Source organism: Bacillus sp. FSL K6-1366 (assembly GCF_037976695.1).
Lineage (GTDB): Bacteria > Bacillota > Bacilli > Bacillales > Bacillaceae > Bacillus > Bacillus subtilis.
On sequence record NZ_CP150268.1, the window covers coordinates 1837145 to 1862278 of the forward strand.

Genomic DNA, 25134 nt, shown 5'->3' on the forward strand with positions numbered 1-25134 from the left:
CGTCCATCGGCGGTTTTTTTTGTCCCCTCTTTACCCAATCTCCCAATTCATGCTATGATTTTTTTCAATAATCTTGAAGAGAGTGGAAATGCATCAGGTCTCTGTAAAGTGTGAGAACCCACTTTACACAGTGGAATCGAGAAAATGATGTGACGGAGTTCGAAACGTCGAGCGCGACAGTGTTGAACAGACAGCTGAGACGATCGGCGTAAGCCCGACTAGAATCGCCAAGACCCTGTCCTTCAGAGGGGAAGGAGATCAGGCGATTCTGATTGTGGCAGCCGGCGATGCCAAGATTAATAACAAAAAGTTCAGGCGAACATTTGGCTTTAAAGCAAGAATGCTCTCTCCTAATGAGGTGCTGGAGCAGACAGACCATGAAATTGGAGGTGTTTGCCCATTTGGGTTGGCTCATGATCTTGAGGTTTATCTAGATGTATCGCTGAAACGGTTTGAGACTGTTTTCCTCGCATGTGGCAGCAGAAACTCCGCTACTGAGGAGAATTATCCGAATTTTCTTTCTCAAAAGCATGGATTGATGTTTGTAAAGACTGGGAATAAAAAAACATCCAGACATCGTCTGGATGTTTACTTATTTCACAAACCCAAGCAGCATTTCACGGATGATTTTGCTGGCTGTGTTTGCCGTTTGCTCTGAGTGGTCATACACCGGTGCGACTTCCACTAAATCAGCGCCCTTTACGTTTACCTCTGAACGCGCAATTTCATGGACGGATGCAAGCAGTTCTTTAGACGTGATGCCGCCGGCGTCAACCGTTCCTGTACCCGGTGCGTGTGCAGGGTCTAATACGTCAATGTCAATTGTGACATAAACCGGACGGCCCGCCAGCTTCGGAAGCACCTCTTTCAGTGGTTCAAGCACCTCAAATTTTGAGATGTGCATGCCGTTTTCCTTCGCCCATTCAAACTCTTCTTTCATGCCGGAACGGATTCCGAATGAATACACATTGTGCGGTCCGATCAATTCTGCCGCCTTACGGATCGGCGTGGAGTGAGAAAGCGGTTCTCCCTCATAATCAACTCGAAGATCTGTATGTGCGTCAAAATGGATAATCGCAAGGTCTGGGTATTTCTTGTACATCGCTTTAATGACAGGCCATGACACGAGGTGCTCTCCCCCCATACCCATTGGGAACTTCCCTTTTTCTAAAATGCTGTCCACGTATTCCTCAATCATATCAAGGCTTCGCTGCGGATTTCCGAACGGCAGCGGAATGTCGCCGGCGTCAAAGAAGTTCAAGTCAGCCAGATCGCGGTCTAAATATGGGCTGTATTCCTCAAGGCCGATTGACACCTCACGGATTCTGCTTGGACCAAAGCGTGAGCCCGGGCGATAGCTGACTGTCCAGTCCATCGGCATGCCGTAAAGAATGGCGTCCGCCTCTTCCCACTCGGGACGGCTCGCGATAAATACTTTTCCTGAATAAGCTTCATCAAATCTCATCTATAATACCCTCGCTTTCCTGTAAAAAAGCGCAAGATTCGCTCCTGCGCCATACCTTCATTATTTAATCAGGTCACTCACAAATTTCGGCAGAACAAACGCCGCTTTATGAATATCTTTTGTGTAATATTTCGTCTCAATATCGAAGAAGCGGCTGTCTTCCACTGCAAGCGGATCATATTTTTTCGAGCCAATTGTAAATGTCCACAAACCGCTCGGATATGTCGGAATGTTCGCCGTATACAGCTTCGTAATCGGGAAGATTTCCTTCACGTCGCGCTGTACATTTGTGATTAATTCCGGTGTAAACCATGGGTTGTCCGTCTGTGCGACAAAAATGCCGTCTTCTTTCAGCGCTTTAGCGATTCCTGCGTAGAATCCTTTTGTAAACAGGTTTACAGCCGGTCCGACTGGTTCAGTCGAATCTACCATGATGACGTCATATTGATTTTCAGATTTTGCAATGTGCATAAATCCGTCATCTACCTGCACGTCAACGCGCGGATCATCCAGTTTGCCTGCGATAGAAGGAAGGAACTTTTTAGAGTATTCGATAACCTTGCCGTCAATATCTACAAGTGTCGCTTTTTTCACGCTTGGGTGCTTCAGGATTTCTCTGATAACGCCGCCGTCACCGCCGCCGACTACGAGAACTTGCTCCGGATTTGGGTGCGTGAATAATGGGACATGCGCCACCATTTCGTGATAAACGAATTCGTCTTTTTCAGATGTCATCACCATGCCGTCCAAAAAAAGCATGTTGCCGAACTCTTCTGTTTCCACCATTTCTAAATGCTGAAACTCCGTTTGTTCTGTATGTAACGTCTTGTTAACCTTCATCGTAATGCCAAAGTTTTTCGTCTGCTTCTCTGTGTACCAAAGTTCGCTCAATTGTCATCTCCCTTTCGAGGCTGTATTCATTTATTGTAAGCGTCTTATCAGCTTTTATTCTCGGTTGAAATCTCATTTTCACCTAAGGAAAAAGTATAGAGGATGGCGGGGAAAAAGTAAAGATGCGTCCTGTTCTGTGATGTTTAAAAACGATCTTTTTTTCTCATAATAGTAGAAACATAAAAAAAGGGGGAACCCGTTGTGGATGCAATGACAAATAAACGGCTGAGACTGACGCTGAAAACCGTTCGCGCCTTTATCTTTTTAGGGGCTTTTGCGGCCTTGGCGGCAGCTGCCGTGTTTATGACTGTCATTTTGATAGCCAAATACCAGGGCGCTCCCTCGGTGCAAGTGCCGCAATCCACGATTTTGTATGCGAGTGACGGCTCAAAGCTCGGGGAAACGAACTACGGCGAAAAGCGCTATTGGGTCCCCTTAAAGGACATGAATCCGACGATCGTAAAAGCGACAGTGGCGATTGAAGACCAGAATTTCTACGATCATCACGGCTTTGATTATAAACGCATGGCCGGCGCGGCGCTTGCTGACCTGAAAGCATTTGCCAAGGTTCAGGGTGCAAGCACCATCACCCAGCAATATGCCAGAAATTTATACCTTGAACACGACAAAACGTGGAAACGGAAATGGAATGAGGCGTTCTACACGATCCGTCTGGAACAAAACTATTCTAAGGACGAGATATTAGAAGGCTATTTAAATACGATTTACTACGGACACGGCGCCTACGGCATTGAAGCAGCTTCCCGCCTTTATTTCGGCAAGCATGCCAAAAACCTGACGGATGCGGAGGCGGCGCTTTTGGCAGGAATCCCGAAAGGCCCTTCCGGATATTCACCGTATGTCAATGAGACGAAGGCCAAGGAACGCCAGAAAACGATTGTGCGGATGATGGAAAAGCAGCAGATGATCAGCCAAAAGAAAGCGGATGAATTGATCAAGGAACCTCTTTCCTATCAGCCTTTGAATAAACAAGTTTCCAAGAGAAAGGCTCCTTATTTCTATGACAATGCGATGAGAGAGCTGGAGAAAAAGCTCGGCATGACAAGGGAGCAAATTGAAACGAGCGGGTTAAACGTCTATACAACGGTAGATAAACGGATGCAGCGCATCGCCGAGGAGACCATAACCGAAACGGTTAACGCGGGATCTGACATTCAAGTCGGGTTTTCAGCCATTGATCCCCGCACCGGAAACGTTCTCGCCCTTGTCGGCGGCAGGGATTATCAAAAAAGCCCGTTTGACCGGACGACACAGGCGAAGCGCCAGCCTGCTTCGACGATCAAGCCGTTGCTGTACTATAAAGCGATTCAGAGCGGATTTACGCCAGTCACTTTGATGAAAAGCGAAGAAACCGAGTTTCAAATTGATGCAAAGGGAGAAACCTATTCTCCAAGCAACTATAACGGATACTATGCCAACAAGCCGATTACGCTTCTGCAGGCGCTGGCGCTTTCCGACAATATTTACGCTGTGAAAACGCATCTTTTTCTCGGCACGAACAAACTTGTAAAGACGGCAAAGGAATTCGGCATTACCGCCCATCTTCAAGCACTGCCGTCCCTGGCACTCGGCACCGAACCCGTACGTCCGATTGAGATGGTCAACGCCTATGCCATGCTCGCAAATGGCGGAAAGAAAATCGAACCGACTTTTATTTCAAGGGTAACGGACGCAGCCGGCCACGTGCTGTACGAAAACCCGAATCAGCATAAACAGGTGCTTGATGAAAAAGCCGCTTTTGTCACAGCGAGTATGATGACAGGCATGTTTGATACCGATTTAAATGGATATACGTCGGTTACGGGGCGAACGATAGCCAACCGCCTGACAAGAACGTATGCCGGAAAATCAGGAACCACCAGCGCAGACAGCTGGATGATCGGCTTCAATCCGAAGCTGGCCGCAGGTGTTTGGACCGGCTATGACAAAAACAGCACCATCGACTCGGTCGAAGAAAAAAGCTATGCTAAAACCATTTGGGCGGACTTCATGGAGGACGCGCTCAAAGGCGAACCAGAAACCGCGTTCAAGCCGCCAAAAGGCGTAACCGGTGTGTACATTGATCCGGAAACAGGCTACTCATCAGGTCCCGGCTGCGCCGCTAAGCATTACACATATTTTGTGAAAGGCACAGAACCAGCAAACGTGTGCTACGGGGCAGAACCCGCAAAACAAACAAAAGACCGGCTTCCATCCAAAGAAAAGCCCGCTTCCGAGAAAAAGTGGTGGGACAAATGGCTGGGGCGACATCATTGAAAATAACCCGGCTCCTCGGAGGCCGGGTTATTCGTATGGTTGGTCAATGACCCATGGAAGAAGCGTAACACAATCGAGCTGAATAATTGGTTTTGGAAAACCCTTAGGAATGTAAATTTGGTGTTGCGGCACTGAAAATGAAATATGCCACGAGAAATCAATCTTTTTCGGATTCCATTCTTGTTTTCCTTCAACAATACGGCCTACTATAAAATAACTCGCTATATAAAAGTGCAGATGATCTTTTACCCCATGATAATTTATATCTGTGCATTTGGACGGAATGAGGCCGAAACTTTCTAATACTTGTGCTTTTTGGACTGGCAGTTCATTCACTGCCTCGTAATAGTTAAGACAGTTACCGCATTCACACATATCCTCTATATCTTTCTCATATTGCTTTCTCGTTTCTTCCACGTCGGCTTTTATCAACCAATCGCCGACTCGAATGGTTTCGTACATCATATCCCCCTAAAAATGAAAAACCCCGAGTCTTGTTTCGGCTCGGGATTTTCCATGTCCTATTTCTGTATCACCAGTTTACTCAATGTTTACAAAAAATATCTCAAATACTTTAAAAGTTCACAGAAAATTCACAAATCAATCGTCTTCCGGAAGCAGGCTCGTTTTTAACTCATCTGATGAACGGTCCCATAGGCCCTGATCATGCTTTTTCAGAAATTCGCCTAGTACACGCTTCGAGCTGTCGTCCATTTTATCAACGATGATTTTCCGTTTCATGGATTTATCCATCAAATTCACATGCTCAGGCAGCGACTTGTAGCCTCTTCTGATGCTTCTGTCGACCGTCATTTCACAGGCTGTCACACCAGCGTAATAAGGCCCCTCTTCTTTTCTGTCAATCGTTACCCACACAAGCCAGTATGGTTTTCCGTTCGGCACTTCTTCTTTATTCGGGAGAAATTTAATTCCTTTTTCAACGGTGCTGCGGGCATGCATAGCGCCGATGTCTACGAACGCTTCTTTTTCCTCTACATCAACGAATACGGGAGAAATGTTATCAAGGCTGAGTGCCCCTACGCCAAAACCGCCGTGTCCGTCTGTCGGATCACTTTTGATAATATTAAACCCGATTGATTTTTTCTTTTTTTCTTCCATGAAGTTCTACCTCCTACAAAAGCGGTTGAAATATCGCTGAAAACAGCTTTAAAATCGAATCTCTTCCTGCATTGAGCATCGGCCACAGCACGTAAGATCCTAGCGGTGTCACAAACAGCACCAAAAACACGATAAAGCCGTAGCTCTCCGCCTGCGTCATTTTGGCACGCACGCCCGGCGGAACGAGATCTTCTATAATTCGATAGCCATCGAGCGGAGGAAGCGGCAGCAGATTAAATAAAAACAAGACAAGATTCAGCTGTATCCAAATAGAAAAAAACTGATCCAGCCCCGTGCTGAACGCCGCAAGCATTTCCATTCCGTACGCATGCATCAACACTAACAAAAAGAAACCAATAAACGCAAGAATCAGGTTACTGACGGGCCCGGCTATAGATACGAGCACACCAGCAAGCCGGGGTTTCTTAAAGAAACGGCGATTCACGGGAATGGGGCGCGCCCACCCGAATCCGGCCACCAGAATCAAAATGGTTCCGAACGGATCAAGGTGTTTAATGGGATTCAGCGTCAGTCTTCCTTGTTTTTTCGCCGTATCGTCACCGAATTTGTATGCGACATAAGCGTGGGCAAGCTCGTGCATCGTAAACGACACAATTAGCGTGATGACGAGGTATGGCATTAAAGATAACGGATAATATAAAAAACGGTCCAAGTGAGATATCCCTCTTTCTCAAAATGCAAGAATTTACTTTATTCAGTATACTATAAGAAGCCTCTTTTTCTAAAGAGAGGAAACGAGATAAAGGAGGATTCAGCACCCATGCCATACGTAACTGTCAAAATGCTCGAAGGCCGTACAGACGAGCAAAAACGCAATCTTGTCGAGAAAGTAACAGAAGCCGTAAAGGAAACAACCGGTGCTTCTGAAGAAAAAATTGTTGTCTTTATAGAAGAAATGAGAAAAGACCATTATGCCGTCGCAGGCAAACGCCTGAGCGATATGGAATAATCTCTATAAAGCCGGCGCTTCGCGCACCGGCTTTTATTATCCCTATTGAGCCAGCTTCGCAATAATCGCCAAGAACGTCTTTTTCTCTTCGGCTGTTAAACGTTCAAACATGCCATCAATCAGCTGCTGGCGGTTTTCGATCATTTGTTCAGCCGCTCCCCGGCCCGATTCAGAAAGAGTAATCCATACAGTGCGGCGGTCATTGTTATTTCTGGATCTCTCAATAAACCCTTCCTGCTCTAAATGATTCAGAGCTGTGGTCGTGGCAGAGGGAGACAGTGTGACCTCCTTCAAAATATCCTTTATGGTGCAGTTCCCATGTCTGTATATGATCCGCAGAATAAATCCTCTTACATTATTCACGTGTTTCGGAACGGTGGCTTCATCTAATTGCTTCGTGCTTTTCAAATATTTTGTAAGTGCGTGATCCAGCAAATTTGCTTCCAGTTTGTCATGGTCCATGTAAATTTCCCCATTTCGAGATGCATTCATAACATACGAACGATATGATTTACTTATTATTTTACTGATTCCGAATAGGGAAAGTCAAAAAAGCAAAATGTGAATTCACAGCTTTTATCCTACATGCCTCGATTTTCCACCTGTTTGACAAGTTTATCTTTAAAAGTTTGGAAAGGAACGTGTTCACTCTGCTGATGTCCGAATCGGCGGACGTTTACCGCATTCTCCTGCTCCTCATGATCTCCAAGCACCAGCACGTACGGGATTTTCTGCACCTGCGATTCTCTGATTTTATAGCCCAGCTTCTCATTGCGCTCATCAATGCCGGCTCTTATCCCCGCCTGCTTCAGCTCCGCCTGTACCTTTCTGCAATAGTCTAAGTGAACGTGAGAAACCGGTATGATTTGAACCTGGAGCGGTGCGAGCCAGACTGGAAAAGCCCCGCCGTAATGCTCGATCAAAATGCCGAAGAAACGGTCGATTGAGCCGAAAACCGCTCTGTGGATGACAACGGGACGAACCTTTTCATTGTGTTCGTTGATATATGTTAAATCAAATTTTTCCGGCATTTGAAAATCAAGCTGAATAGTCGCGCATTGGTGGCTCCGTTTCAGGGCATCTTTTATGTGGAAATCAATTTTCGGCCCGTAAAACGCCCCATCGCCTTCATTGATCTCATAAGAGAGGCCAAGCTCCTCAAGGACGCGTGCTAAGGCACGTTCCGACGCTTCCCAAAGGCTGTCATTGCCTAATGAATCCTCCGGGCGAGTCGAAAGCTCAACTGAATACTCGAAACCAAATGTCCGATATACCTCATCAATCAGCCGAATCGCTTCTTTGATCTCACTCTCAATCTGATCCTCCCGAACGAAAATATGGGCGTCATCCTGACAGAACGTCCGAACGCGAAGCATTCCGTTTAAAGCGCCGCTGTATTCATGGCGGTGCACCTGTCCGAATTCCGCCATGCGAATCGGCAGATCCCGATAAGAATACAGGCTGTTTTTAAAGATGAGCATGTGGCCGGGGCAATTCATCGGCTTCATTGCGAATCTTGTATCATCCACTTCTGAAAAGTACATATTGTCGCGATAATGGTCCCAATGGCCTGACTGCTCCCATAACCGCTGATTCATCATAAACGGCGTACGCACCTCATCGTAGCCGGCATTTGTTTGCAGCTCACGCGAGAAGCGCTCCAGCTCATTGCGGACAATCTGCCCTTTCGGCAAATAAAACGGCATCCCCGGCGCTTCTTCAGAAAACATAAACAGCCCTAACTGTTTGCCGAGCTTGCGATGGTCTCGTTTTGCCGCTTCTTCCAGCATATGCAGGTGCGCATCCAAATCTTTTTTCTTTTGAAACGCAACCCCGTACACCCGCTGCAGGACTTCATTTTTGCTGTCTCCGCGCCAATAAGCGCCTGATACTCTTGTCAGTTTGAACGCCTTGATCATCCCTGTAGAAGGAAGATGCGGCCCGCGGCACAGGTCAACGAATTCCCCTTGCTGGTACAGTGTGATATCCTCCCCGCGCGGAATATTCTTTAAAATCTCAAGCTTAAGCCGCTCGCCTTTTTGTGCAAACAGCTCTTCAGCCTCTTCGTAAGAAACCTCTATACGTTTGATTTCAAGGTTCTCATTTATTATGTGTTCCATTTCTTTTTCGATGGCCTCTAAGTCTCCTGATGCCAAGCTTTTCCCCAGCTTCATGTCATAGTAGAAGCCGTCTAGAATCACAGGCCCTACCCCCAATGACACTTCGCCGTACAGCCGTTTTACTGCTTGGGCCAGCACGTGCGCTGTTGTGTGGCGAAGCACCTGCAAGCCTTCTTGTGAATCGAGTGTGACAATCGAAAGCTCAGCATCCTCCTCCAGCTTGAAACTGAGATCAACAAGCTTGCCGTTGACCTGACCTGCGGCCGCCTTCTTTTGCAGACTGGAACTGATAGAACCAGCCGCTTCTTTGATTGTGATGCCTTTCGGATATTCCTGGATCTGTCCGTCCGGAAGCTGAATGTCTACATGTTTACTCATTTTAAAACACTCCTTATTCATTGTTGTATATAAAAAAACACACCCGTCCCGCAGATAGGGACGAGTGTGTGATTAACCCGTGGTTCCACCCAAGTTCCCGACAAATACTATGTTGTCGGCTCGGTGCTATAACGCAGCATAGACGGCATTGGTTACTTCAGTTCCCCAATGCTGCTCCAAGGCGGTAAATGATATTCCTAAGCTGGGAAGCTCTCACCTTTCCTTCCCTCTCTGAAAACCGTAACTATCATTCATGTCCTTTTCATCGCATGTATTCAATTCATAAAAAAACACACCCGTCCCACAGATAGGGACGAGTGTGTGATTAACCCGTGGTTCCACCCAAGTTCCCGACAAATACTATATTGTCGGCTCGGTGCTGTAACGCAGCATAGACGGCATTGGATACTTCAGTTCCCCAATGCTGCTCCAAGGCGGTAAATGATATTCCTAAGCTGGGAAGCTCTCACCTTTCCTTCCCTCTCTGAAAACCGTAACTATCATTCGTGTCCTTTTCAACGCATTTATGTAGTTCATATAAAAAAACACACCCATCCCTCTAAAAGGGACGAATGTGTTGATCATCCGTGGTTCCACCCAAATTCCCGATCAATTACACATGGTGATCGGCTTAAAGATGCTGTAACGCAGCATGACGGTATCAGATACTTGTTTTCCCCGATACGGCTCAAAGGCGGTAAGCTGCTTTCTCTGCGTTAGGAAGATCTCAGCTGTCCTTCCCTCTCTGGAAACCGTAAAAAGCATCTCGTGTCCTTATCAGTGCCTGTTGTTTCAATAATTTTTTATATCTTACTATATATTCCCACAAAGTGCAATCAGTGATTTACATTTTTTCTGACGCGGCAGTCCCGTTATGGGCAGCCAGAAACAGCCATACAAGCAATGCAGCGAGGCTGTATGACGCTCCCATCATCAAAAACGTAAACCCGGCACCAGCATACCAAGTGGCGGACAGATGAATGATCACCCCGGTTATCGCTACGCCGACCAAGGCTCCGATTTGCCGGTTTGCATTTAACGCCGCACCGGCGATATTCGCATGTCTTTGCCCGGCAGCCTGCATGATCACAGTTGTCATGGCAGGAACTGTAATACCGGTACAGAGGTTCATAACAGACATCAACACCGCCAGCTGCCAATAAGGAAAATCCGGAGAAATCAGCACAAACAACAGCAATGCAATGATACAGCTGACCGCCATTGATACAAACATAAGCTGACCGGCTTCAAACCGATTCGCCAGACGGGCAAACAGCAGATTGCCGATCACGAAGACCGCCATCATCGGGAGCAGCTCCACTCCAGCCATAAAGGAACTTGCCCCTCCTGCTTCCTGCAAAAAAAGGCTGAGCATAAACATGCCGCCAAAAAGGGCGAAATTCAGCAAAAACCCGATAAATTGGGCAGCTGAGAAGCGGCCGTTTTTGTATAAGGACGCCGGCAGGATGGGTGCTTTTGCAGAAATTTCCCGCAGCAAAAACAGCACAAATGCCAAAATCGCTGCAGTAAATGCTACAAGAATCACTGGCGAGCGCCAGCCCGCTGAAGGCCCCTGTATCAAAGCATAGGAAAGAAACCCGAGAGCCATCATGCCAAGCAGATGCCCGGTGATGTTCACGCGGCCGGATTTTCCCGGTACGCGGCTGAGGATTCGGTAAGCTGAAATGAGCGCAGCAGCCCCTATTGGCACATTGATCAGAAAAATACTCTGCCAGCCCGCCAACTGTACCAGCACGCCCCCGATAAAAGGCCCAAGGGCTGAAGCGGCGGAAACAAGCGCGGCCCACAGTCCAAACATTCTCGCCCGCGCCCGCTCATCAGGGTAAGAGGCAGCCAAAAGGCTGAGTGAGCTTGGCATAAACAAAGCTGCGCCAATTCCCTGTATAAGGCGTCCGACAATCAGCATCTGCCCATTAAAGGATGCAGCGCATAGACAAGAGGCGAGAACAAAAACAGCTAAACCCAGGATATAGATCGTCTTCGAGCCGAAACGGTCGGCCAAGGCTCCGCCCGCCAGCAGAAGCGACGCAAAAGTAAGAATGTACCCGTCCACAACCCACGTTACACCTGAAAGTGACATTGAAAGAGTGTTTTTCATATCAGCCATCGCCACATTCACAACGGTCACATCAAGAGTTGCCATGAGGAAACCAAGTGCGAGCACGATCAGCACGGATATGCCTGTTGATGATGTTGATTCTTGTATAGACCCGCTATTTTTCATTACAATTGCCCTTTCACTTGCTTGATTACCCACTCATCTATTTTTTCAAGATCATACAATTCCCCGACTCTGTCCATGACATGCTGCAAGGACTCTTCTCTCATAAGATTGGACCATTTATCCTCGATTTCCCCCATGACTGTCTCCAGCACACAGTGACTTTCACCCTCAAATACAGATTGCAGCAGGCCTTTCCCCTGATACATCGAACCTCTGCCTTCGACCGCTTGATAAACATCATAAAGCGTAATGTCAGCCAAAGGCTTCGTCAGGGTAAAACCGCCCTTCGTCCCTGGTAAGGATTCTGCCAAACCGGCTTGAACTAATGTTCTCATCAGCTTCTTCAAGTAAGACGGAGACACGCGCAATCGCTGACTTATAGCCTCTGACGTCAAAGAAGCCTGTACAGGCAGCCGTGAAAGTAACAGTAGCACAGAAACCGCCTGCTCCATTCCTGATTTCATTTTCATCCTATTCACTCCTGATTCATTGTGGATAACTATTATCCATAATGAATCTCTTAGCAGCTTTTGTCAATAAAAAAAGCAAAAGAAACGGATCATTTCTTTTGCTTGGTATGGTTAACAAATCTGCTTCAGTTCCTCTATGTATTGAAGCGCTTCGTCATATTCTTCATTTGTATATTTTTGCTTGCTTTTGATGGTAAAGACTTTTTCTTTCTTTTCCTCATCCTCAAGCCCGTCAAAGTAAAGGATCGTGGAAACCAGCTCTAAAAACCGTGATGAACGGCTGTTTACACTGTCGATATAGCCTTTCATATCCGGCATGTCCAGATCAGCATGGTCTAAAAATGCGGAGCCTGTCTCAGTCAGCGAATACCGGTATTGAAAGTAGCCGCCCTTTTTTTCCTTCACCTCATGCAGAAATCCAAGGTTGCACAGCTCTTCAATCTGGAGCGTCAGTTCCTCCGAATACGGTCCGTAAAAGTGAAAATCATATTTCTCATAGAAAGGAAACTGCATTTTCTTGGCGATATAAATCATTTTCTGCAGCTTCTTTCGCCCGATGATTTCTCCAGAATCCGAGAACACCTTCATCAGTTTTGCATGTTCTTTCAACAAATTCCCGACATCTCCTTTTTCCTTCTTTCCAATTTCTATGTCAGTCCCAGCAGCTGCCGGATTTTCATTTTCGCTTCCGGATGTTCAGAGCCGTCACAAATCAAGTCCTTTGGATAGTACAGCTTGTGGTCCGTCCGCCGTTTACCTGAGATGGATTCCACAATAGCCGACTGCCTGGACAGCTCTTTAATTTGGCCGTTTTGCGTCAAGAGATGGATCGGCAGACGCTCCTCTTCCTCTCCCGGTCGGTAAAAATCGTATGGCAGATCTGATGAAGAATCAACGACCAAATAATAGCTCGGATCGATTCCCGCCTCTTTGAACAATGAAGTCAGCTCAAAATAAGCCGACATTTCTTCATTCGGATTGAATTCAACGTATTGGAACAGCTGGCGGTTAATGAATCTGCGGCACAAGTCGGATAAAATCGCGTCTTCTTCATCCTCCCAGGCCTGGAAATAATACAAAATAATAGATTCATCCAGCTTTACATAATCCTCCAGTGTCAATTTCCCTTCAAAAATAGAATAGAAATGAACCGGAGCGTGAGTGAAGACATAGCCTTCATCGTGCAGCTGCTTCGCCCTGTGAAGAATCTTCGTTAAAATGACCTCTGCACTTCTGGTCACAGGATGGAAGTAGACCTGCCAGTACATTTGGTAACGGCTCATGATATAGTCTTCGACAGCGTGCATTCCGCTTTCTTTAATGACGATCTGATCCTCGCGCGGCCGCATCACCCGAAGAATCCGCTCCATATCAAAATGGCCGTAGCTGACGCCCGTATAATATGCGTCGCGCTGCAGGTAATCCATGCGGTCTGCGTCAATCTGACTCGAAATCAGGCTGACCACTTGCTTGTTTTTATATGTTTTGGCAATGACTTCAGCAACATCCTGAGGGAAACCCGGGCTCACCTTTCTGAGCACCTGATTAACCTCCGTGTCTCCCAAAATGATACCTCTTGTAAAATCCTCGTGGTCAAGGTGAAAGACCTTTTCAAATGAATGCGAGAACGGCCCGTGCCCGAGGTCATGAAGCAGCGCCGCGGCCAAACAGAGTTCGCGCTCACTGTCATCCCATTCAGGGCGGCCTTTAAAGACGTCATCAACCATTCTTCTGACAATTTCATAGACACCGAGAGAATGGTTGAACCGGCTGTGCTCAGCCCCATGGAACGTCAAATAGGTCGTGCCGAGCTGCTTAATTCTGCGGAGACGCTGAAATTCACGGGTTCCGATTAAATCCCATATCAGCTTGTCCCGAACATGAACATAGCGGTGCACCGGATCTTTAAACACTTTTTCTTCTGATAATTTTCCATTTGGATACGCCATCGTCATTCCCTCTTTTTTTTAGCCGTGTTTCTATTATATCGACTCTATTCTTTGAAAACATCCTTGAATTTGCCCGGCGATTTGTTCCATCTTCATGAAAAACACATCTTGTGAAGCAAAAAAGCCTGACCTGAGGGCCGAGGCTAAGAAAAAATATGTTTTTACTTTTTTATTTTCTTTTTTACTTTGTCAATCAGCTCATCCTCTGTCGGAGCTGACAGCGGGCGATTGTTCACAAAAGCAAATGATTTTTTCCGTCCGGGCCCGCAATAAGATTGGCATCCTACCTCAACCTTTGCGTCCGGGTCCACTTCTTTCAAACGCGGCAGCAATGTTTTGATATTAGTGGCTTGGCAATCATCACACACTCGAAATTCATTAGCCATGACGTACGCTTCCCTTCATTTCTATGTTCATCTATGTGAATAACCTAAAATCACGTTTCAAAAAAAATCACATCACTTTTCATTTTACAAGGATTCGACTGTTCCTGCAAGCCGCTCCATCCTTCGTATCTCCTATTCTTTCAGCCAATTTGTATAAATATTTTCCAACCTGGACATTCTAATACCATGAAAAGAAAAATGGGAGTTGAGATAAATGACAAAACAGCGACAAGACGCTTGGTCAGAGGAAAACGATCTGCTTTTAGCCGAAACAGTGCTTCGGCATGTGAGGGAGGGCAGCACTCAGCTGAACGCCTTTGAAGAAGTCGGCGATAAATTAAACCGGACATCCGCAGCCTGCGGATTCAGATGGAACGCAGTGGTCCGCCATCAATATGAAAAAGCGCTTCAGCTTGCGAAGAAACAACGAAAACAGCGGATGAGAGCGCTCGGAAACGGGCAGCCCGCGAAAAAAAGATTATTATATCAGCCTCCTGCTGTTGACCCTGAAATCATTCAAGAAACCGCTGCAGAAGAGCCGGTTAAAACGGAAACACCATCTGTCGAAAATGAGCAACCTTTAATGTCTGGCGAACATATGCCTTTTGTTGATGAAAGCTTTAAGGAAGAGTTAGCTAGTCTATCACACTTATTGTCTCCTCAAACGCCTGCAGCTGCGCCTGAGATGACGATGAATGATGTGATCCGCTTCCTGCAGAATTACGAAGGCAATAACGAGCAATCATCAGCATTAAAAATGGAAAACGAGCGTTTAAAGAAAGAAAATCAGGAATTGCAAAACAAAACAGAGCAGCTAGAGGCAGAAGTTCAAAAGCTTGAAAAAGACCAAAAAACAATCCAAGAAGATTATGAAACCTTGGTGAAAATTATGAACAGAGCCAGAAAGCTAGTTTTATTTGAAGAAGATGAACATGCCTCTCCGTCCTTCAAAATGGACCGGAACGGCAATTTAGAAAAATTAGCGGAATGACATAGAAAAATCCCAAGACGGGCAGCTGTTTTGGGATTTTCGCCATGTGCAAAATCCCCTTTTCTATTGAGAAAAGAGAATTTCCTCATTTTGCAGCCGGATCAGCTATTCTTGTAAAATGAGGCCAAGCTTATGTGAATCTATTAAGACATGTGAGCTGCCTCGGCCGTTTTTTGTTTCCGAGGCGCAGCAGAAATGACCAAAAGCCCCAGCATCATAAGCGCAATGCCCAGCCACGAGGAAGGCGAAAGCATTTCCCCTATGAAAAACACACCAAGCAATGAAGCCGTCAGCGGTTCAGCTAAAGACAGCGTGACCGCAGCCGAGGCCGGAACCCCGGTAAGCCCTTTCGCAAACAAAAAGTATGCGGCACATGTTGCAATTAACCCGATGTAAAGGCTTGTTCCCAGTCCTCTAGGGGTCCATATCCACGAGATATCTGACTGCCATAATAGCGGCGTCAGCAAGATGGCGCTGATCATGAATACAACGGCGGAGGTCGCTCGCGGAGGCTGGGTTTTCATCATCGCTTTACTGATGAGCGTATAGCCTGCAAAAGAAGCACCCGCTCCAAGCGCCATAAGAACACCAGCCACATCAATCCGAACATTGGAACTGTCGGAAAACAGAAGCCAGCAACCCGCTAAAGCCAGCACAGTCGCAATCCACCAAGAGTTTCGCGGGCGTTTCTTCAATACAGCCCATTCGAGGGTCCCGGCAATGATAGGCGCACTGCCGATGGCAATCACAGTTCCCATTGCAATTCCCGTTTCTTTAACCGCTGTGAAAAACAGCGGCTGGTAACACGCCATACAAACAGCGGCTAAAAACACGAGCGGCCATGCCCAATTTTTCACGTGAAGCTCCCGGCTGATCCAAACCGCAAGCAGCATGGCGCTTCCTCCTATTAATAACCTGAACGCTCCAAATGCCAGCGGTGTGGCGCTTTCTGGAGCCAATGCCTGAACGGTTCCCGTGGTCCCCCAGAAAAAAGCCGCAATCAATACAAAAAGGCTGTAAATATTCCCCTTCATCTGCCTCTCCCCTTTAATATGGATGCTGATGTCATTTTATCGTTTTTCTTTTTGTCGTGGTTATCTGTATGTAAGAAGGACTTATCTGAAAATAAGATTATTGAGGTAAAATGCCGCTTGAAATAAAAAATGCATGCCGGCATATACAGCCGGCATGCGAAGAACGTTCACCCAAATACCTTTGCATTCCGCTCAGCCATCCGGACGAGGTTTTTCTCAAATTCCATTTCCTCATCAATGGACAGTCCAGCTGAATAAAGATGGGTGCTTAACGCTTTTAATTCCGTCAATAAAGCGAACATTAAGTCTTGTACGGAGATGTCTTTTTGCAGAAGCTCACTTAAGGACGCCATCGTTTCCGGACGTATTTCCGGATAGACGCCTTTTTTATCGTTTTGTTTGTCTTTCAGCGCCGCTTGATAGAATCGTCTGATCAAGTCGGCCCTTTCACTGCCGCTTTTATCTGCACAGAGATAAATTTGAACAGCGACTCCGCCGCGAACGCGTCTCTGAGAGATGCCGGCGAACTTTTTGCCATTTATACTGAGGTCATAGCTGCCGGGACAATAAGACCCTTCAATTTCATAGGCTTCGATCTTTGCGTTGTACGGTCTCAGCATTCGTCTCATCAGCTCGACCATCGCTTCATATCCTTTGTCTATATCGATGCCTTTCTTTTCGTCCTCGAATATGAGAGAGATATTTAAAACACCGTCATCCAATACGACGGCAAGACCGCCGGAATTGCGTACGATCACACGGTATCCTTCGCTCTCCAGCAAGGAGATACCATCCTGCAAAAACGGGAGGCGTGTATCCTGTATTCCAAGGACAATTGTATCGTGGTGCACCCATGAACGCGCTGTCGCCGGCGACACGCCTTTTCCGACGGACATGCATAGCGTATCATCCATTGCGAAGGATTGCTTCGCATCAAATAAAGGGCCGAGACTGGATTGGTCAATGACTCTCCATTTCGGCTGCATCAGTAAATCAATCGGTTGGTTTGCCATCTATGTAAAACCCTTTCATGTTAGGCTTATTGAACGAAAACTATTATATCATTTCAGCAGCTGTGATTGATAATTGCTTTTCAGCATCGTAATAAAAATTTCTTTATTTTTTGTATTCTCCATGAGAGGAGAATGAATGTAAGACAGCTTGCGCTTTAACGAGAAATTATTAATATGCAGAATTGAGATTTCGCGGTGGATCAAATCCTTATGCAGCACGCTTCTGGATAGAACCGAAAGTCCCATGCCGTTGATCACCGCTTCCTTTACACCTTGATTGCTGCTGATGGTGAACATTGATTTCGGCCGAAGTCCATTTGAACTGAGTACATGATCGAGATATTCTCTCGTCCCGGAGCCTTTCTCTCTTGTCACCCACGCTTCGTTCTGCAAATCGCTGATCGAAATCTCTTTCCGCCCGGCGAGCGGATGCTGATTTGGAGCGGCAATGCACATTTCATCCTCCATGAACGGTTCAATTTCCAGCTCATTCTCGTTTGTATGTCCTTCAATCAGCCCGATATCAGCCTGAAGCATACGCACACGCTCGCTGACCTCCTCTGTATTGCCAATCATGACATCGAGGTTCAGCTCTGGATACAGCTTTTGCAGCTGGGCCAATAGCGGCGGAAGAATATACTCACCAATTGTAAAGCTTGCAGCTATTTTCAATTCGCCCTTCACATAGTGATGATGCGCATAGATTTCAGCCTTGGCTTGTTCGTAGAGAAACACCATTTGCTTTGCTCTTTGATATAAAATGTCTCCTGTCGGCGTTGTCGTAAAGTGTTTTGGCGACCTGTTCAGAAGAGCCGTTTGAAATTCTTTCTCAAGATTTTTGATATGCAGACTGACGCTGGGCTGGGAGATCATCAGCTTTTCTGCCGCTTTTGTGAAGTTTTTTTCTTCTACCACCGCTATAAACGTTTTCAGCACGTCGTAATACAAAAACCCCACCCCTGTCATTAATGAAATATATGGTTATGATTAGTTTTCTTTATTGTACTCATATCATCCGTCTTGGTAAAGAAGGCTATACAGAAGCGCAAAAAAGGCAGCCCTCGGTCGAGAGCTGCCATCGTCTTCATTTTTATTACAGTGCTTGCGCCGCTGTAATTAATGCGAGATTGTAAACATCTTCAGCGTTACATCCTCTTGAAAGGTCGTTTACAGGCATATTTAAACCTTGCAGGATTGGTCCTACAGCTTCAAAGTTGCCCAAACGCTGAGCGATTTTATAGCCGATGTTTCCTGCTTCAAGGCTTGGGAATACGAATACGTTAGCGTCCCCTTTGATCTCGGAATCCGGCGCTTTTTTCTCAGCTACAGATGGAACAAATGCAGCATCAAATTGGAATTCGCCGTCAAGTGTCAGTTCAGGCGCTTTTTCTTTCGCGATTTTCACTGCATCCGCTACTTTTTCTGTTTCATCAGATTTTGCTGAGCCTTTTGTAGAGAAGCTGAGCATTGCCACGCGAGGCTCAATGTCGAACATTTTTGCCGTATTGGCACTTTCGATCGCAATCTCGGCAAGATCTTGGCTGTCAGGCGCAATGTTGATCGCGCAATCTGCGAATACGTATTGCTCTTCTCCGCGAGCCATGATGAACACGCCTGAAGTCTTTTTCACGCCTTCTTTTGTTTTGATGATTTGAAGAGCCGGGCGGACAGTGTCAGCTGTCGAGTGAGCAGCTCCGCTTACAAGTCCGTCTGCAAGGCCTTTATACACCAGCATTGTACCGAAGTAGTTCTCGTCTAATAACGCTTTGCGAGCCTGTTCTTCTGTCGCTTTGCCTTTGCGGCGTTCTACGAATGCTTGTACAAGGTCTTCCATGCCTTCATATGTATGAGGATCATAAATCTTAACGCCGTCCAGCGTAAGGTTCAATTCTTTTGCTTTTGCTTGGATCTCATTTTCATTGCCGATCACAATCGGATTCAGCACTTTGTTTCCTGCAAGCTTGCTGACCGCTTCTAAAATACGCTCGTCTAAGCCTTCAGGAAATACAATTTTAACGTCTTTTCCAGCTACTTTTTCTTGCACTGTTGAAAATAAATCTGCCACAATAAAACCTCCTCAAAAAGTTACAAAAACGCTTTCTTTTACTAGCATACTCTTCTTCCAATCAAATTCAAACAGCCAACTTCCATTATAGCGCTTTCATAAAAAAATCTTATTTTTCTAACTAATTTAAGTGACTCAATCTTCCCTTATAGGTTCTTCTATTTTGATGGAGTTATACGGAAGGGATGTTCAAGGTTTCTCCACAGTAGAATCGGATAAACTATGGTATAGTGAAGGCAATCATGAAAAGATAATGGGAGTGAAGATAAATGAGTGAACAGCAAATGACGAATGAAGCTGCAAAAACGCTTGACGGCTGGTATGCGCTTCATGATTTCCGCACAATGGATTGGGCTTCCTGGAAGCTTCTGTCCAGTGATGAGCGCCAATCTATCATACATGAATTCACTGGGTTGCTTGAAAAATGGGGCGTAGCCCAAAAAGAAGGAAAAGGATCGCAAACTCTTTACAGCATCGTCGGCCAAAAAGCTGATTTTATGCTGATGATCCTTCGTCCTACAATGGAAGAATTAAATCAAATTGAGCTTGAATTCAACAAATCAAGACTTGCTGAGTTCACCATTCCGGCATACTCCTACGTATCAGTGGTAGAGCTGAGCAACTACTTGGCAAGCGGTGACGGCGATCCTTATGAAAATCCGCATGTGCGCGCTCGCCTTTACCCTGAACTGCCGGAATCAAAATATGTATGCTTCTATCCAATGGATAAAAGAAGATCCGGCAACGACAACTGGTATATGCTTTCAATGGAAGAACGCAGAAACTTGATGAGAAGCCACGGTTTAATCGGCCGCAGCTATGCGGGCAAAGTCAAACAGATCATCACCGGCTCTGTCGGCTTTGACGATTACGAGTGGGGCGTTACATTATTCAGCGATGATGTCCTTCAATTCAAGAAGTTAGTGTATGAAATGCGTTTTGACGAAGTCAGCGCTCGCTATGGCGAATTTGGTTCATTCTTTGTCGGCAATCACCTTTCGCTTGATACACTTCCTCAATTCCTATATGTATAATATCCCCCTCCCGCCCTATCCGGCGGGAGTTTTTCAATCCTCCTTTATCAGAATTTAAATAAAATTTGCTATTTTCTTCGTTTTTTCTTACGATGTAGATAATAATCCAATTTTTTCAAAGGGGTGCAGTGATTTGTCAAAACGAACCGCATTTGTTATGGGAGCCAGTCAAGGGATCGGGAAAGCAATCGCTCTGAAATTAGCAGACCAGCATTTTTCCCTCGTCATTAATTCACGAAATTGGGATAATATTGAATCTGTCAAAGAAGACATTTTGGCCAAGCATCCTGAGGCGAGCGTCATTGTCCTTGCGGGGGATATGTCTGACCGGCATACGAGAGCGGGCATTTTTCAGGAAATCGAATCTCAATGCGGACGGCTTGATGTTCTGATTAATAATATCCCGGGTGGCGCGCCTGATACATTTGATAACTGCAATATAGACGATATGACGGCCACGTTCACTCAAAAGACCGTTGCCTATATTGACGCTATCAAGCGTGCTTCCTCACTGATGAAACAAAACGAGTTTGGCAGAATCATCAACATTGTCGGAAATCTGTGGAAAGAACCCGGCGCCAACATGTTCACAAACAGTATGATGAATGCCGCTTTAATTAACGCCAGTAAAAATATTTCCATCCAGCTTGCTCCTCACAACATTACTGTCAACTGTCTGAATCCTGGTTTTATCGCTACAGACCGTTATCATCAATTTGTGGAAAATGTGATGAAAAAGAACAGCATATCCAAACAGAAAGCAGAGGAACAGATTGCTTCCGGGATTCCGATGAAACGGGTCGGATCAGCCGAAGAAACCGCAGCGCTCGCCGCGTTTCTTGCCTCTGAGGAAGCCTCCTACATCACGGGACAGCAAATTTCCGCTGATGGCGGCAGCATGCAAAGCATATAAAAACATCCCGCTTTTTAGCGGGATGTTTCTTGTAATGACCCGAACGGCAGGTTCAGCTTTTGAATCCGCATGACAAATTCCCTCAGATCCTCCTGCTTCGACACCATTGAGATTCTGACATGCCTTTTTCCGTTGCTTCCAAAAATTTCGCCCGGTGTGACTACGACATGGGCATGCTCCAGCAAGTAATCGGAAAATTGGTGAGATGTCTCAAACGTATTCGGAATTTCAGCCCATACGTAAAAGGTTCCTTTTGGCTTTTCCATCTTCCAGCCCAGTTCCTTTTCACAAAGCGCCGTAAAAAAGTCAATTCGTTCCTTATAAATTCGTTTCAACGATTCCGTATGCTCCGGATCTCCAGAAAGCGCCGCACTCGCTGCCTGCTGCAGCCCGCCGAACATGCCGACAAATACATGATCCTGAAATTCATTGACGGCCTGAATGATCCTTTCGTTCCCAACCGCAAACGCCATTCTCCAGCCGGCCATGTTAAATGTTTTTGAAAATGAATAAAGCTCTGCTCCGACAATTTTGGCATCCTCTGCCTCAAGAAAGCTGGCCGGTTTTTGATCGAATTCAAACGCCCCGTATGCAAAATCATGAATCAAATGGATGTTATGCTCTTTCGCAAAAGCAGCAGCTCTTGCATAAAAAGCCGCATCAGCCACAGCTCCAGTGGGGTTGTTCGGATAGTTTAAAAACATAAGCTTCGCTTTTTCCAGCACGGCTGGATCAATCTTTTCAAAATCCGGCAGATAGCCATTTTCTTCATACAGCGGCATTTCGTAAAGCTCAGCTCGCGCCATCGTAATCCCTGATAAATATTCAGGGTAGCCTGGATTCGGGACTAAAGCGATGTCTCCCGGATTGAGCAGGCATTGTGTCAGCACATACAATCCGGCTTTCCCGCCTCCGAAAAGCGCGACTTCCGTTTCAGGATTGATTGTCACTCCGTATTCCCTTTTATAGAAAGCAGCGATCGCTTCCTTTAAAAAAGGATAGCCCCTGAAAGGGCCGTATCCATGAAACGAAGGATTCAGAGAAGCCTCCCGCAAAGCCTCCACAATATGCGGCGGAGTGGGAAGGTCAGGGTTCCCCTGTCCGAGATTAATGATATGGGCCCCCGTTTTTTCCATTTCCTTTACCTTTTGAAAAACGAGAGAAAACTCTTGCCTTGGAAGTGTCTTGATGACATCGGACGGTGTTATTTCCATCTAAAAGACTCCTTTTTGCTCCGTTTTGTTATCCCGTTCCAAAAACGATTTGTTGACGAGCTTCGTATGCAGAAACAAACCGCATACGATCACGACAATCAGCCCCATAATGACCGGAGCGCTTAGGATGTTAATGAACATTGAACCAATAGAAATGCATAATCCGATAGACGCTTCGGCCACTGAAAAAATGCGCCCTTGAATCTGGTTTGCCGCATTTTCCTGAACCTTCACTTTTGCAAGCACTTCCCCGTATTCCATCGCGATGAAAAAGAGGATCGCCGCGATGACAGAAACAGCGAAAATCGGCGTAAATAAAAACAGCGCCAGCGAGACAATAGATAAAACGGTAAAGTACGTCAGGCCTCTATTGTTGTTAAAGCCCCATTTACTGACAAGCGCCGCTCCGATGAACCCGCCGAAGCCGATGCAGAATGTGAGGATAAAGTTGCCGATTTCCCCGTCACCCAGAAAGCGGCTGACAATCGGAAAATAGCTGTACACAACTCCCCACAGCAAAGCCATCGTAATCATCGTAAACATGGCGTTTAATACGAATGCATTGGTTTTGATTTCTTTGAGTCCTTCTTTAAAAGACTGGAAGGCCTCTTTTATGTTTTCAGATTGAATCGGCACAAACTGCAGCTTGATGCGGCTGATAAAAAAGGCCGAAACCAGGTATGTCACACCGTTAAAGGCAACAGCCAGCTCTACAGATCCGCCTAACAGAAAGAGCCCTCCGGCAGCCGCCCCGACGATAATGGAGATGGTTGTCGCTTTTGCAAATAACGTGTTGATGCTTTTAATATCTGATTCCAAGGACGACATGACAGCGAGACGGGCGGGATTAAAAAACACGCCGCTTCCATAAGAAATAAACAGCAGGGCCAGAAAAATCAGCGGATACTCGCCTTTTGGAAGAAATGTGAGCCCCAAAAAGATGATGCCTCTGATGATATCCGTCCACAGCATGATCTTAATTCTGTCTAACCGGTCGACCAGAACACCTAAAAACGGCTGAAACACCATCGGAATGCTTCTGACCACGATGACCCCGGACGTCACCCAATAATCGTGATAATATGTAGACAAAATGAGCAGGGCAGGGAGAACACAATAGTCTCCCATGAACGATAGCGCCTGCCCGTAAAGCAAGTATTTAGAGTTGGGTTTCAGCTGTTTCATACTGGCAGCACATACTTTGCCGTCAGCTTCGCATGCTGCTGAATTTGTCTGATTGATTCAGCCACATCCTGTGAATTACTGCCTTTCAGTTCAAATGCAGCAATGGAATTGAAAGCTTCAAACAATGTCAAATCAACTGAAGTGCCTGGTGCTGCGGCCGAAAAAGAAACGATTTCAGTATCCCCTTTTAAAAGCCCGTCCGGAATATCGATCGCTTCAATGACCAAATCCTCAGCGGTTTCTGGAATCTGGCCATTTTGTTTGAAATGCTGCGGGTACAAATGGCAGTCGGCGACATAGTAAGGCTCTTGATCCAATAATCCGTCCGGCAGATCGGCATCTTTTCCGAAACAGAGGACATCTAATAATAATTGCGCCATATCAAGGCCGAAAACCTTTTTAATGTTAGGGATCATATTCCAGCCGGCAAATCTGGCTGCCGATTCAATTAAACCCGGTTCTCTGTTTTTCATTAGCTTGACCTCTGTATGTGTTGCGCAATTTTGCAGGCCAAGCCCTTCATTTGCCTTTTTGGCAGCTTCGACAATTTTCTTTTTTGCCTCTTCATCCAGAATGGACGGCGTAATGTGGGATGTCTCTGTAAACCCGATTTGCGGCGTTTTATCATGAATGGCGATCGGGAAATACTCACCGTCAGCCATGATGCCTTCTATACTGATATAGTCGGAGTACCCTTCTGTTTGATACCAGTCTCCGTACTCACCCTGTAAAAATTCTTCAGCGATAAACGGCGCTTCAAACGTAACCGCCTTTGGCACGTTAATTGATTTCAGATAGTCATTGACTCTGTTAAATTCATCTTCTGCCGTCTCAGTGTCCGTAATCAGCGTTACACCGATAGAACTCGCTAAGTATGTAGGCTTTAAGATAAGAGGTGTGCCGATCTCTTCAAGAGCAGCACGGAAATCTTCAAGAGTTGTGACTCGTTTGTTTTTGATCGATTTGACTCCGGCCTTATTAAAAGCGTCCCTCATTTTATTTTTATCTCTGGCATTTTCGGCTGCCTGCACGCCGGCACCTCTCAAGCCCAGACGTTCACAGGCTTTCGCCATCGGAGCAATGAATAATTCATTGTTTGTTGTGATGGCATCCGCCCCAAACATTTCGGCAACCTTGACGATTTGCTCGACGACCTCTTCCTCAGGCTTGTTATGATCCTCATGCGCCCAATAAATGGAGTCAGGATGCTCAAAATCAGCTAAACTCTTAAAATAGTCTTTATCTTTTACGACCGCGACCGAGTATTTTTCAATCAATGCTGCATGGGAGGCTGTAATTGCAAAAGGTCTTGGAATAAAGCTGACCAGGTTATATTTTTCAGCAGCGCTTTTATAAAACATGTGCGGCGGGCAGCCTCCAAGATCAGCGATGACCAATACTGTTTTTCTCTCCAT

At 46.1% G+C, this 25134-nt stretch carries 24 protein-coding genes, 1 pseudogene and 3 other annotated features; of the genes and pseudogenes, 6 read left to right on the forward strand and 19 right to left on the reverse strand.

What is annotated here, in order from left to right:
* The first annotated feature begins 110 nt into the window (after positions 1 to 110).
* Positions 111 to 561 (forward strand): annotated as a pseudogene (locus MHI44_RS09635) (YbaK/EbsC family protein).
* Positions 562 to 592: 31 nt separating this feature from the next.
* Here MHI44_RS09635 and speB read toward each other — a convergent pair.
* Together speB and speE are read right to left on the reverse strand one after the other, a co-directional pair.
* Positions 593 to 1465, reverse strand: a complete 873-nt coding sequence (gene speB / locus MHI44_RS09640) for an agmatinase (RefSeq protein WP_003227545.1) — start codon at positions 1463 to 1465, stop codon at positions 593 to 595.
* A gap of 60 nt (positions 1466 to 1525) precedes the next feature.
* On the reverse strand, positions 1526 to 2356 hold the full coding sequence (speE, locus tag MHI44_RS09645) for a spermidine synthase (RefSeq protein ID WP_167408507.1): 831 nt from the start codon (positions 2354 to 2356) through the stop codon (positions 1526 to 1528).
* Positions 2357 to 2557: 201 nt separating this feature from the next.
* Between speE and MHI44_RS09650 the strand changes: the two genes are divergently transcribed.
* Positions 2558 to 4633: a transglycosylase domain-containing protein gene (locus tag MHI44_RS09650; protein ID WP_015384942.1), complete on the forward strand. Its 2076-nt coding sequence runs from the start codon at positions 2558 to 2560 to the stop codon at positions 4631 to 4633.
* A 27-nt stretch (positions 4634 to 4660) separates the two neighbouring features.
* On the opposite strand, the gene MHI44_RS09655 is transcribed toward MHI44_RS09650, so the two are convergent.
* The 3 genes from MHI44_RS09655 to MHI44_RS09665 all read right to left on the reverse strand — a co-directional run bounded on the left by MHI44_RS09655 (position 4661) and on the right by MHI44_RS09665 (position 6425).
* Positions 4661 to 5098, reverse strand: coding sequence for a hypothetical protein (locus MHI44_RS09655; protein WP_031601096.1), 438 nt, complete (start codon positions 5096 to 5098; stop codon positions 4661 to 4663).
* 135 nt (positions 5099 to 5233) lie between these two features.
* Positions 5234 to 5752 (reverse strand): YwhD family protein, encoded by a 519-nt coding sequence (locus tag MHI44_RS09660; protein ID WP_014478300.1) that lies wholly within the window; start codon positions 5750 to 5752, stop codon positions 5234 to 5236.
* Between the two features lie 13 nt (positions 5753 to 5765).
* A complete protein-coding gene (locus MHI44_RS09665; RefSeq protein ID WP_003243167.1) occupies positions 5766 to 6425 on the reverse strand; it encodes a site-2 protease family protein in 660 nt (219 codons plus the stop codon).
* 108 nt (positions 6426 to 6533) lie between these two features.
* Here MHI44_RS09665 and MHI44_RS09670 point away from each other — a divergent pair, with 108 nt between their 5' ends.
* A complete protein-coding gene (locus MHI44_RS09670; protein WP_003222038.1) occupies positions 6534 to 6722 on the forward strand; it encodes a 2-hydroxymuconate tautomerase in 189 nt (62 codons plus the stop codon).
* Positions 6723 to 6764: 42 nt separating this feature from the next.
* Here the strand turns inward: MHI44_RS09670 and MHI44_RS09675 are convergent, their stop codons facing one another.
* The 7 genes from MHI44_RS09675 to MHI44_RS09705 form a co-directional block, all read right to left on the reverse strand.
* Positions 6765 to 7184 carry a MarR family transcriptional regulator gene (locus MHI44_RS09675; RefSeq protein ID WP_339203383.1) on the reverse strand — a complete coding sequence of 140 codons (420 nt, stop codon included), beginning with the start codon at positions 7182 to 7184 and terminating at the stop codon, positions 6765 to 6767.
* Positions 7185 to 7303: 119 nt separating this feature from the next.
* Positions 7304 to 9220: a threonine--tRNA ligase gene (gene thrS, locus MHI44_RS09680; RefSeq protein ID WP_033883394.1), complete on the reverse strand. Its 1917-nt coding sequence runs from the start codon at positions 9218 to 9220 to the stop codon at positions 7304 to 7306.
* 53 nt (positions 9221 to 9273) lie between these two features.
* Positions 9274 to 9495 (reverse strand) — a binding site (T-box leader).
* Between the two features lie 31 nt (positions 9496 to 9526).
* Positions 9527 to 9748, reverse strand: a binding site (T-box leader).
* A 33-nt stretch (positions 9749 to 9781) separates the two neighbouring features.
* Positions 9782 to 10010 (reverse strand) — a binding site (T-box leader).
* Between the two features lie 54 nt (positions 10011 to 10064).
* Positions 10065 to 11465 (reverse strand): MFS transporter, encoded by a 1401-nt coding sequence (locus MHI44_RS09685; RefSeq protein ID WP_033883396.1) that lies wholly within the window; start codon positions 11463 to 11465, stop codon positions 10065 to 10067.
* Positions 11465 to 11935, reverse strand: a complete 471-nt coding sequence (locus tag MHI44_RS09690; RefSeq protein WP_033883397.1) for an Rrf2 family transcriptional regulator — start codon at positions 11933 to 11935, stop codon at positions 11465 to 11467. The genes MHI44_RS09685 and MHI44_RS09690 overlap by 1 nt, the downstream gene beginning before the upstream one ends.
* Before the next feature lie 111 nt (positions 11936 to 12046).
* Positions 12047 to 12547 carry a YwgA family protein gene (locus MHI44_RS09695; RefSeq protein ID WP_003227524.1) on the reverse strand — a complete coding sequence of 167 codons (501 nt, stop codon included), beginning with the start codon at positions 12545 to 12547 and terminating at the stop codon, positions 12047 to 12049.
* A gap of 35 nt (positions 12548 to 12582) precedes the next feature.
* Positions 12583 to 13884 (reverse strand): HD domain-containing protein, encoded by a 1302-nt coding sequence (locus MHI44_RS09700; RefSeq protein ID WP_024571616.1) that lies wholly within the window; start codon positions 13882 to 13884, stop codon positions 12583 to 12585.
* Between the two features lie 161 nt (positions 13885 to 14045).
* The gene (locus tag MHI44_RS09705) at positions 14046 to 14270 is read right to left on the reverse strand and encodes a DUF1450 domain-containing protein (RefSeq protein ID WP_003222050.1); all 225 of its coding nucleotides are present in this window, start codon (positions 14268 to 14270) and stop codon (positions 14046 to 14048) included.
* Positions 14271 to 14484: 214 nt separating this feature from the next.
* Between MHI44_RS09705 and rsfA the strand changes: the two genes are divergently transcribed.
* Positions 14485 to 15261, forward strand: coding sequence for a prespore-specific transcription regulator RsfA (gene rsfA / locus MHI44_RS09710; protein WP_003227516.1), 777 nt, complete (start codon positions 14485 to 14487; stop codon positions 15259 to 15261).
* Positions 15262 to 15404: 143 nt separating this feature from the next.
* Here the strand turns inward: rsfA and MHI44_RS09715 are convergent, their stop codons facing one another.
* The 4 genes from MHI44_RS09715 to pta form a co-directional block, all read right to left on the reverse strand.
* The gene (locus MHI44_RS09715) at positions 15405 to 16295 is read right to left on the reverse strand and encodes a carboxylate/amino acid/amine transporter (protein ID WP_339203386.1); all 891 of its coding nucleotides are present in this window, start codon (positions 16293 to 16295) and stop codon (positions 15405 to 15407) included.
* 167 nt (positions 16296 to 16462) lie between these two features.
* The gene (gene ywfL / locus MHI44_RS09720) at positions 16463 to 17308 is read right to left on the reverse strand and encodes an octanoyl-[GcvH]:protein N-octanoyltransferase (protein ID WP_003227511.1); all 846 of its coding nucleotides are present in this window, start codon (positions 17306 to 17308) and stop codon (positions 16463 to 16465) included.
* 48 nt (positions 17309 to 17356) lie between these two features.
* Positions 17357 to 18256 (reverse strand): cysJI operon transcriptional regulator CysL, encoded by a 900-nt coding sequence (gene cysL, locus MHI44_RS09725; RefSeq protein WP_029318684.1) that lies wholly within the window; start codon positions 18254 to 18256, stop codon positions 17357 to 17359.
* 145 nt (positions 18257 to 18401) lie between these two features.
* Complete coding sequence (gene pta / locus MHI44_RS09730; protein WP_003235941.1) at positions 18402 to 19373, reverse strand: phosphate acetyltransferase; 972 nt, start codon at positions 19371 to 19373, stop codon at positions 18402 to 18404.
* A gap of 269 nt (positions 19374 to 19642) precedes the next feature.
* Here pta and hemQ point away from each other — a divergent pair, with 269 nt between their 5' ends.
* A complete protein-coding gene (hemQ, locus tag MHI44_RS09735; protein WP_003242896.1) occupies positions 19643 to 20407 on the forward strand; it encodes a hydrogen peroxide-dependent heme synthase in 765 nt (254 codons plus the stop codon).
* 133 nt (positions 20408 to 20540) lie between these two features.
* Positions 20541 to 21320: an NADPH-dependent reductase BacG gene (gene bacG, locus MHI44_RS09740; protein WP_015250974.1), complete on the forward strand. Its 780-nt coding sequence runs from the start codon at positions 20541 to 20543 to the stop codon at positions 21318 to 21320.
* A 14-nt stretch (positions 21321 to 21334) separates the two neighbouring features.
* Here bacG and bacF read toward each other — a convergent pair whose 3' ends face one another.
* The 3 genes from bacF to bacD are packed head-to-tail and all read right to left on the reverse strand — an operon-like array spanning position 21335 to position 25134.
* Positions 21335 to 22534, reverse strand: a complete 1200-nt coding sequence (gene bacF, locus MHI44_RS09745; RefSeq protein ID WP_119899906.1) for a transaminase BacF — start codon at positions 22532 to 22534, stop codon at positions 21335 to 21337.
* Positions 22535 to 23719, reverse strand: a complete 1185-nt coding sequence (gene bacE / locus MHI44_RS09750) for a bacilysin exporter BacE (protein WP_014481236.1) — start codon at positions 23717 to 23719, stop codon at positions 22535 to 22537.
* Positions 23716 to 25134, reverse strand: a complete 1419-nt coding sequence (gene bacD / locus MHI44_RS09755) for an alanine--anticapsin ligase (protein ID WP_015250972.1) — start codon at positions 25132 to 25134, stop codon at positions 23716 to 23718. Before bacD ends, bacE begins: the two co-directional genes overlap by 4 nt.

What these genes read in the sequence shown, in the direction of transcription:
- MHI44_RS09715 (WP_339203386.1), bottom strand. Translation starts at nt 16,295, where the DNA reads ATGAAGGGGAATATTTACAGCCTTTTTGTATTGATTGCGGCTTTTTTC.
- hemQ (WP_003242896.1), top strand. Translation starts at nt 19,643, where the DNA reads ATGAGTGAACAGCAAATGACGAATGAAGCTGCAAAAACGCTTGACGGC.
- MHI44_RS09690 (WP_033883397.1), bottom strand. Translation starts at nt 11,935, where the DNA reads ATGAAAATGAAATCAGGAATGGAGCAGGCGGTTTCTGTGCTACTGTTA.
- thrS (WP_033883394.1), bottom strand. Translation starts at nt 9,220, where the DNA reads ATGAGTAAACATGTAGACATTCAGCTTCCGGACGGACAGATCCAGGAA.
- MHI44_RS09675 (WP_339203383.1), bottom strand. Translation starts at nt 7,184, where the DNA reads ATGGACCATGACAAACTGGAAGCAAATTTGCTGGATCACGCACTTACA.
- MHI44_RS09670 (WP_003222038.1), top strand. Translation starts at nt 6,534, where the DNA reads ATGCCATACGTAACTGTCAAAATGCTCGAAGGCCGTACAGACGAGCAA.
- MHI44_RS09660 (WP_014478300.1), bottom strand. Translation starts at nt 5,752, where the DNA reads ATGGAAGAAAAAAAGAAAAAATCAATCGGGTTTAATATTATCAAAAGT.
- MHI44_RS09700 (WP_024571616.1), bottom strand. Translation starts at nt 13,884, where the DNA reads ATGGCGTATCCAAATGGAAAATTATCAGAAGAAAAAGTGTTTAAAGAT.
- MHI44_RS09655 (WP_031601096.1), bottom strand. Translation starts at nt 5,098, where the DNA reads ATGATGTACGAAACCATTCGAGTCGGCGATTGGTTGATAAAAGCCGAC.
- rsfA (WP_003227516.1), top strand. Translation starts at nt 14,485, where the DNA reads ATGACAAAACAGCGACAAGACGCTTGGTCAGAGGAAAACGATCTGCTT.
- bacE (WP_014481236.1), bottom strand. Translation starts at nt 23,719, where the DNA reads ATGAAACAGCTGAAACCCAACTCTAAATACTTGCTTTACGGGCAGGCG.
- MHI44_RS09685 (WP_033883396.1), bottom strand. Translation starts at nt 11,465, where the DNA reads ATGAAAAATAGCGGGTCTATACAAGAATCAACATCATCAACAGGCATA.
- speB (WP_003227545.1), bottom strand. Translation starts at nt 1,465, where the DNA reads ATGAGATTTGATGAAGCTTATTCAGGAAAAGTATTTATCGCGAGCCGT.
- bacD (WP_015250972.1), bottom strand. Translation starts at nt 25,134, where the DNA reads ATGGAGAGAAAAACAGTATTGGTCATCGCTGATCTTGGAGGCTGCCCG.
- bacF (WP_119899906.1), bottom strand. Translation starts at nt 22,534, where the DNA reads ATGGAAATAACACCGTCCGATGTCATCAAGACACTTCCAAGGCAAGAG.
- MHI44_RS09705 (WP_003222050.1), bottom strand. Translation starts at nt 14,270, where the DNA reads ATGGCTAATGAATTTCGAGTGTGTGATGATTGCCAAGCCACTAATATC.
- ywfL (WP_003227511.1), bottom strand. Translation starts at nt 17,308, where the DNA reads ATGGCAAACCAACCGATTGATTTACTGATGCAGCCGAAATGGAGAGTC.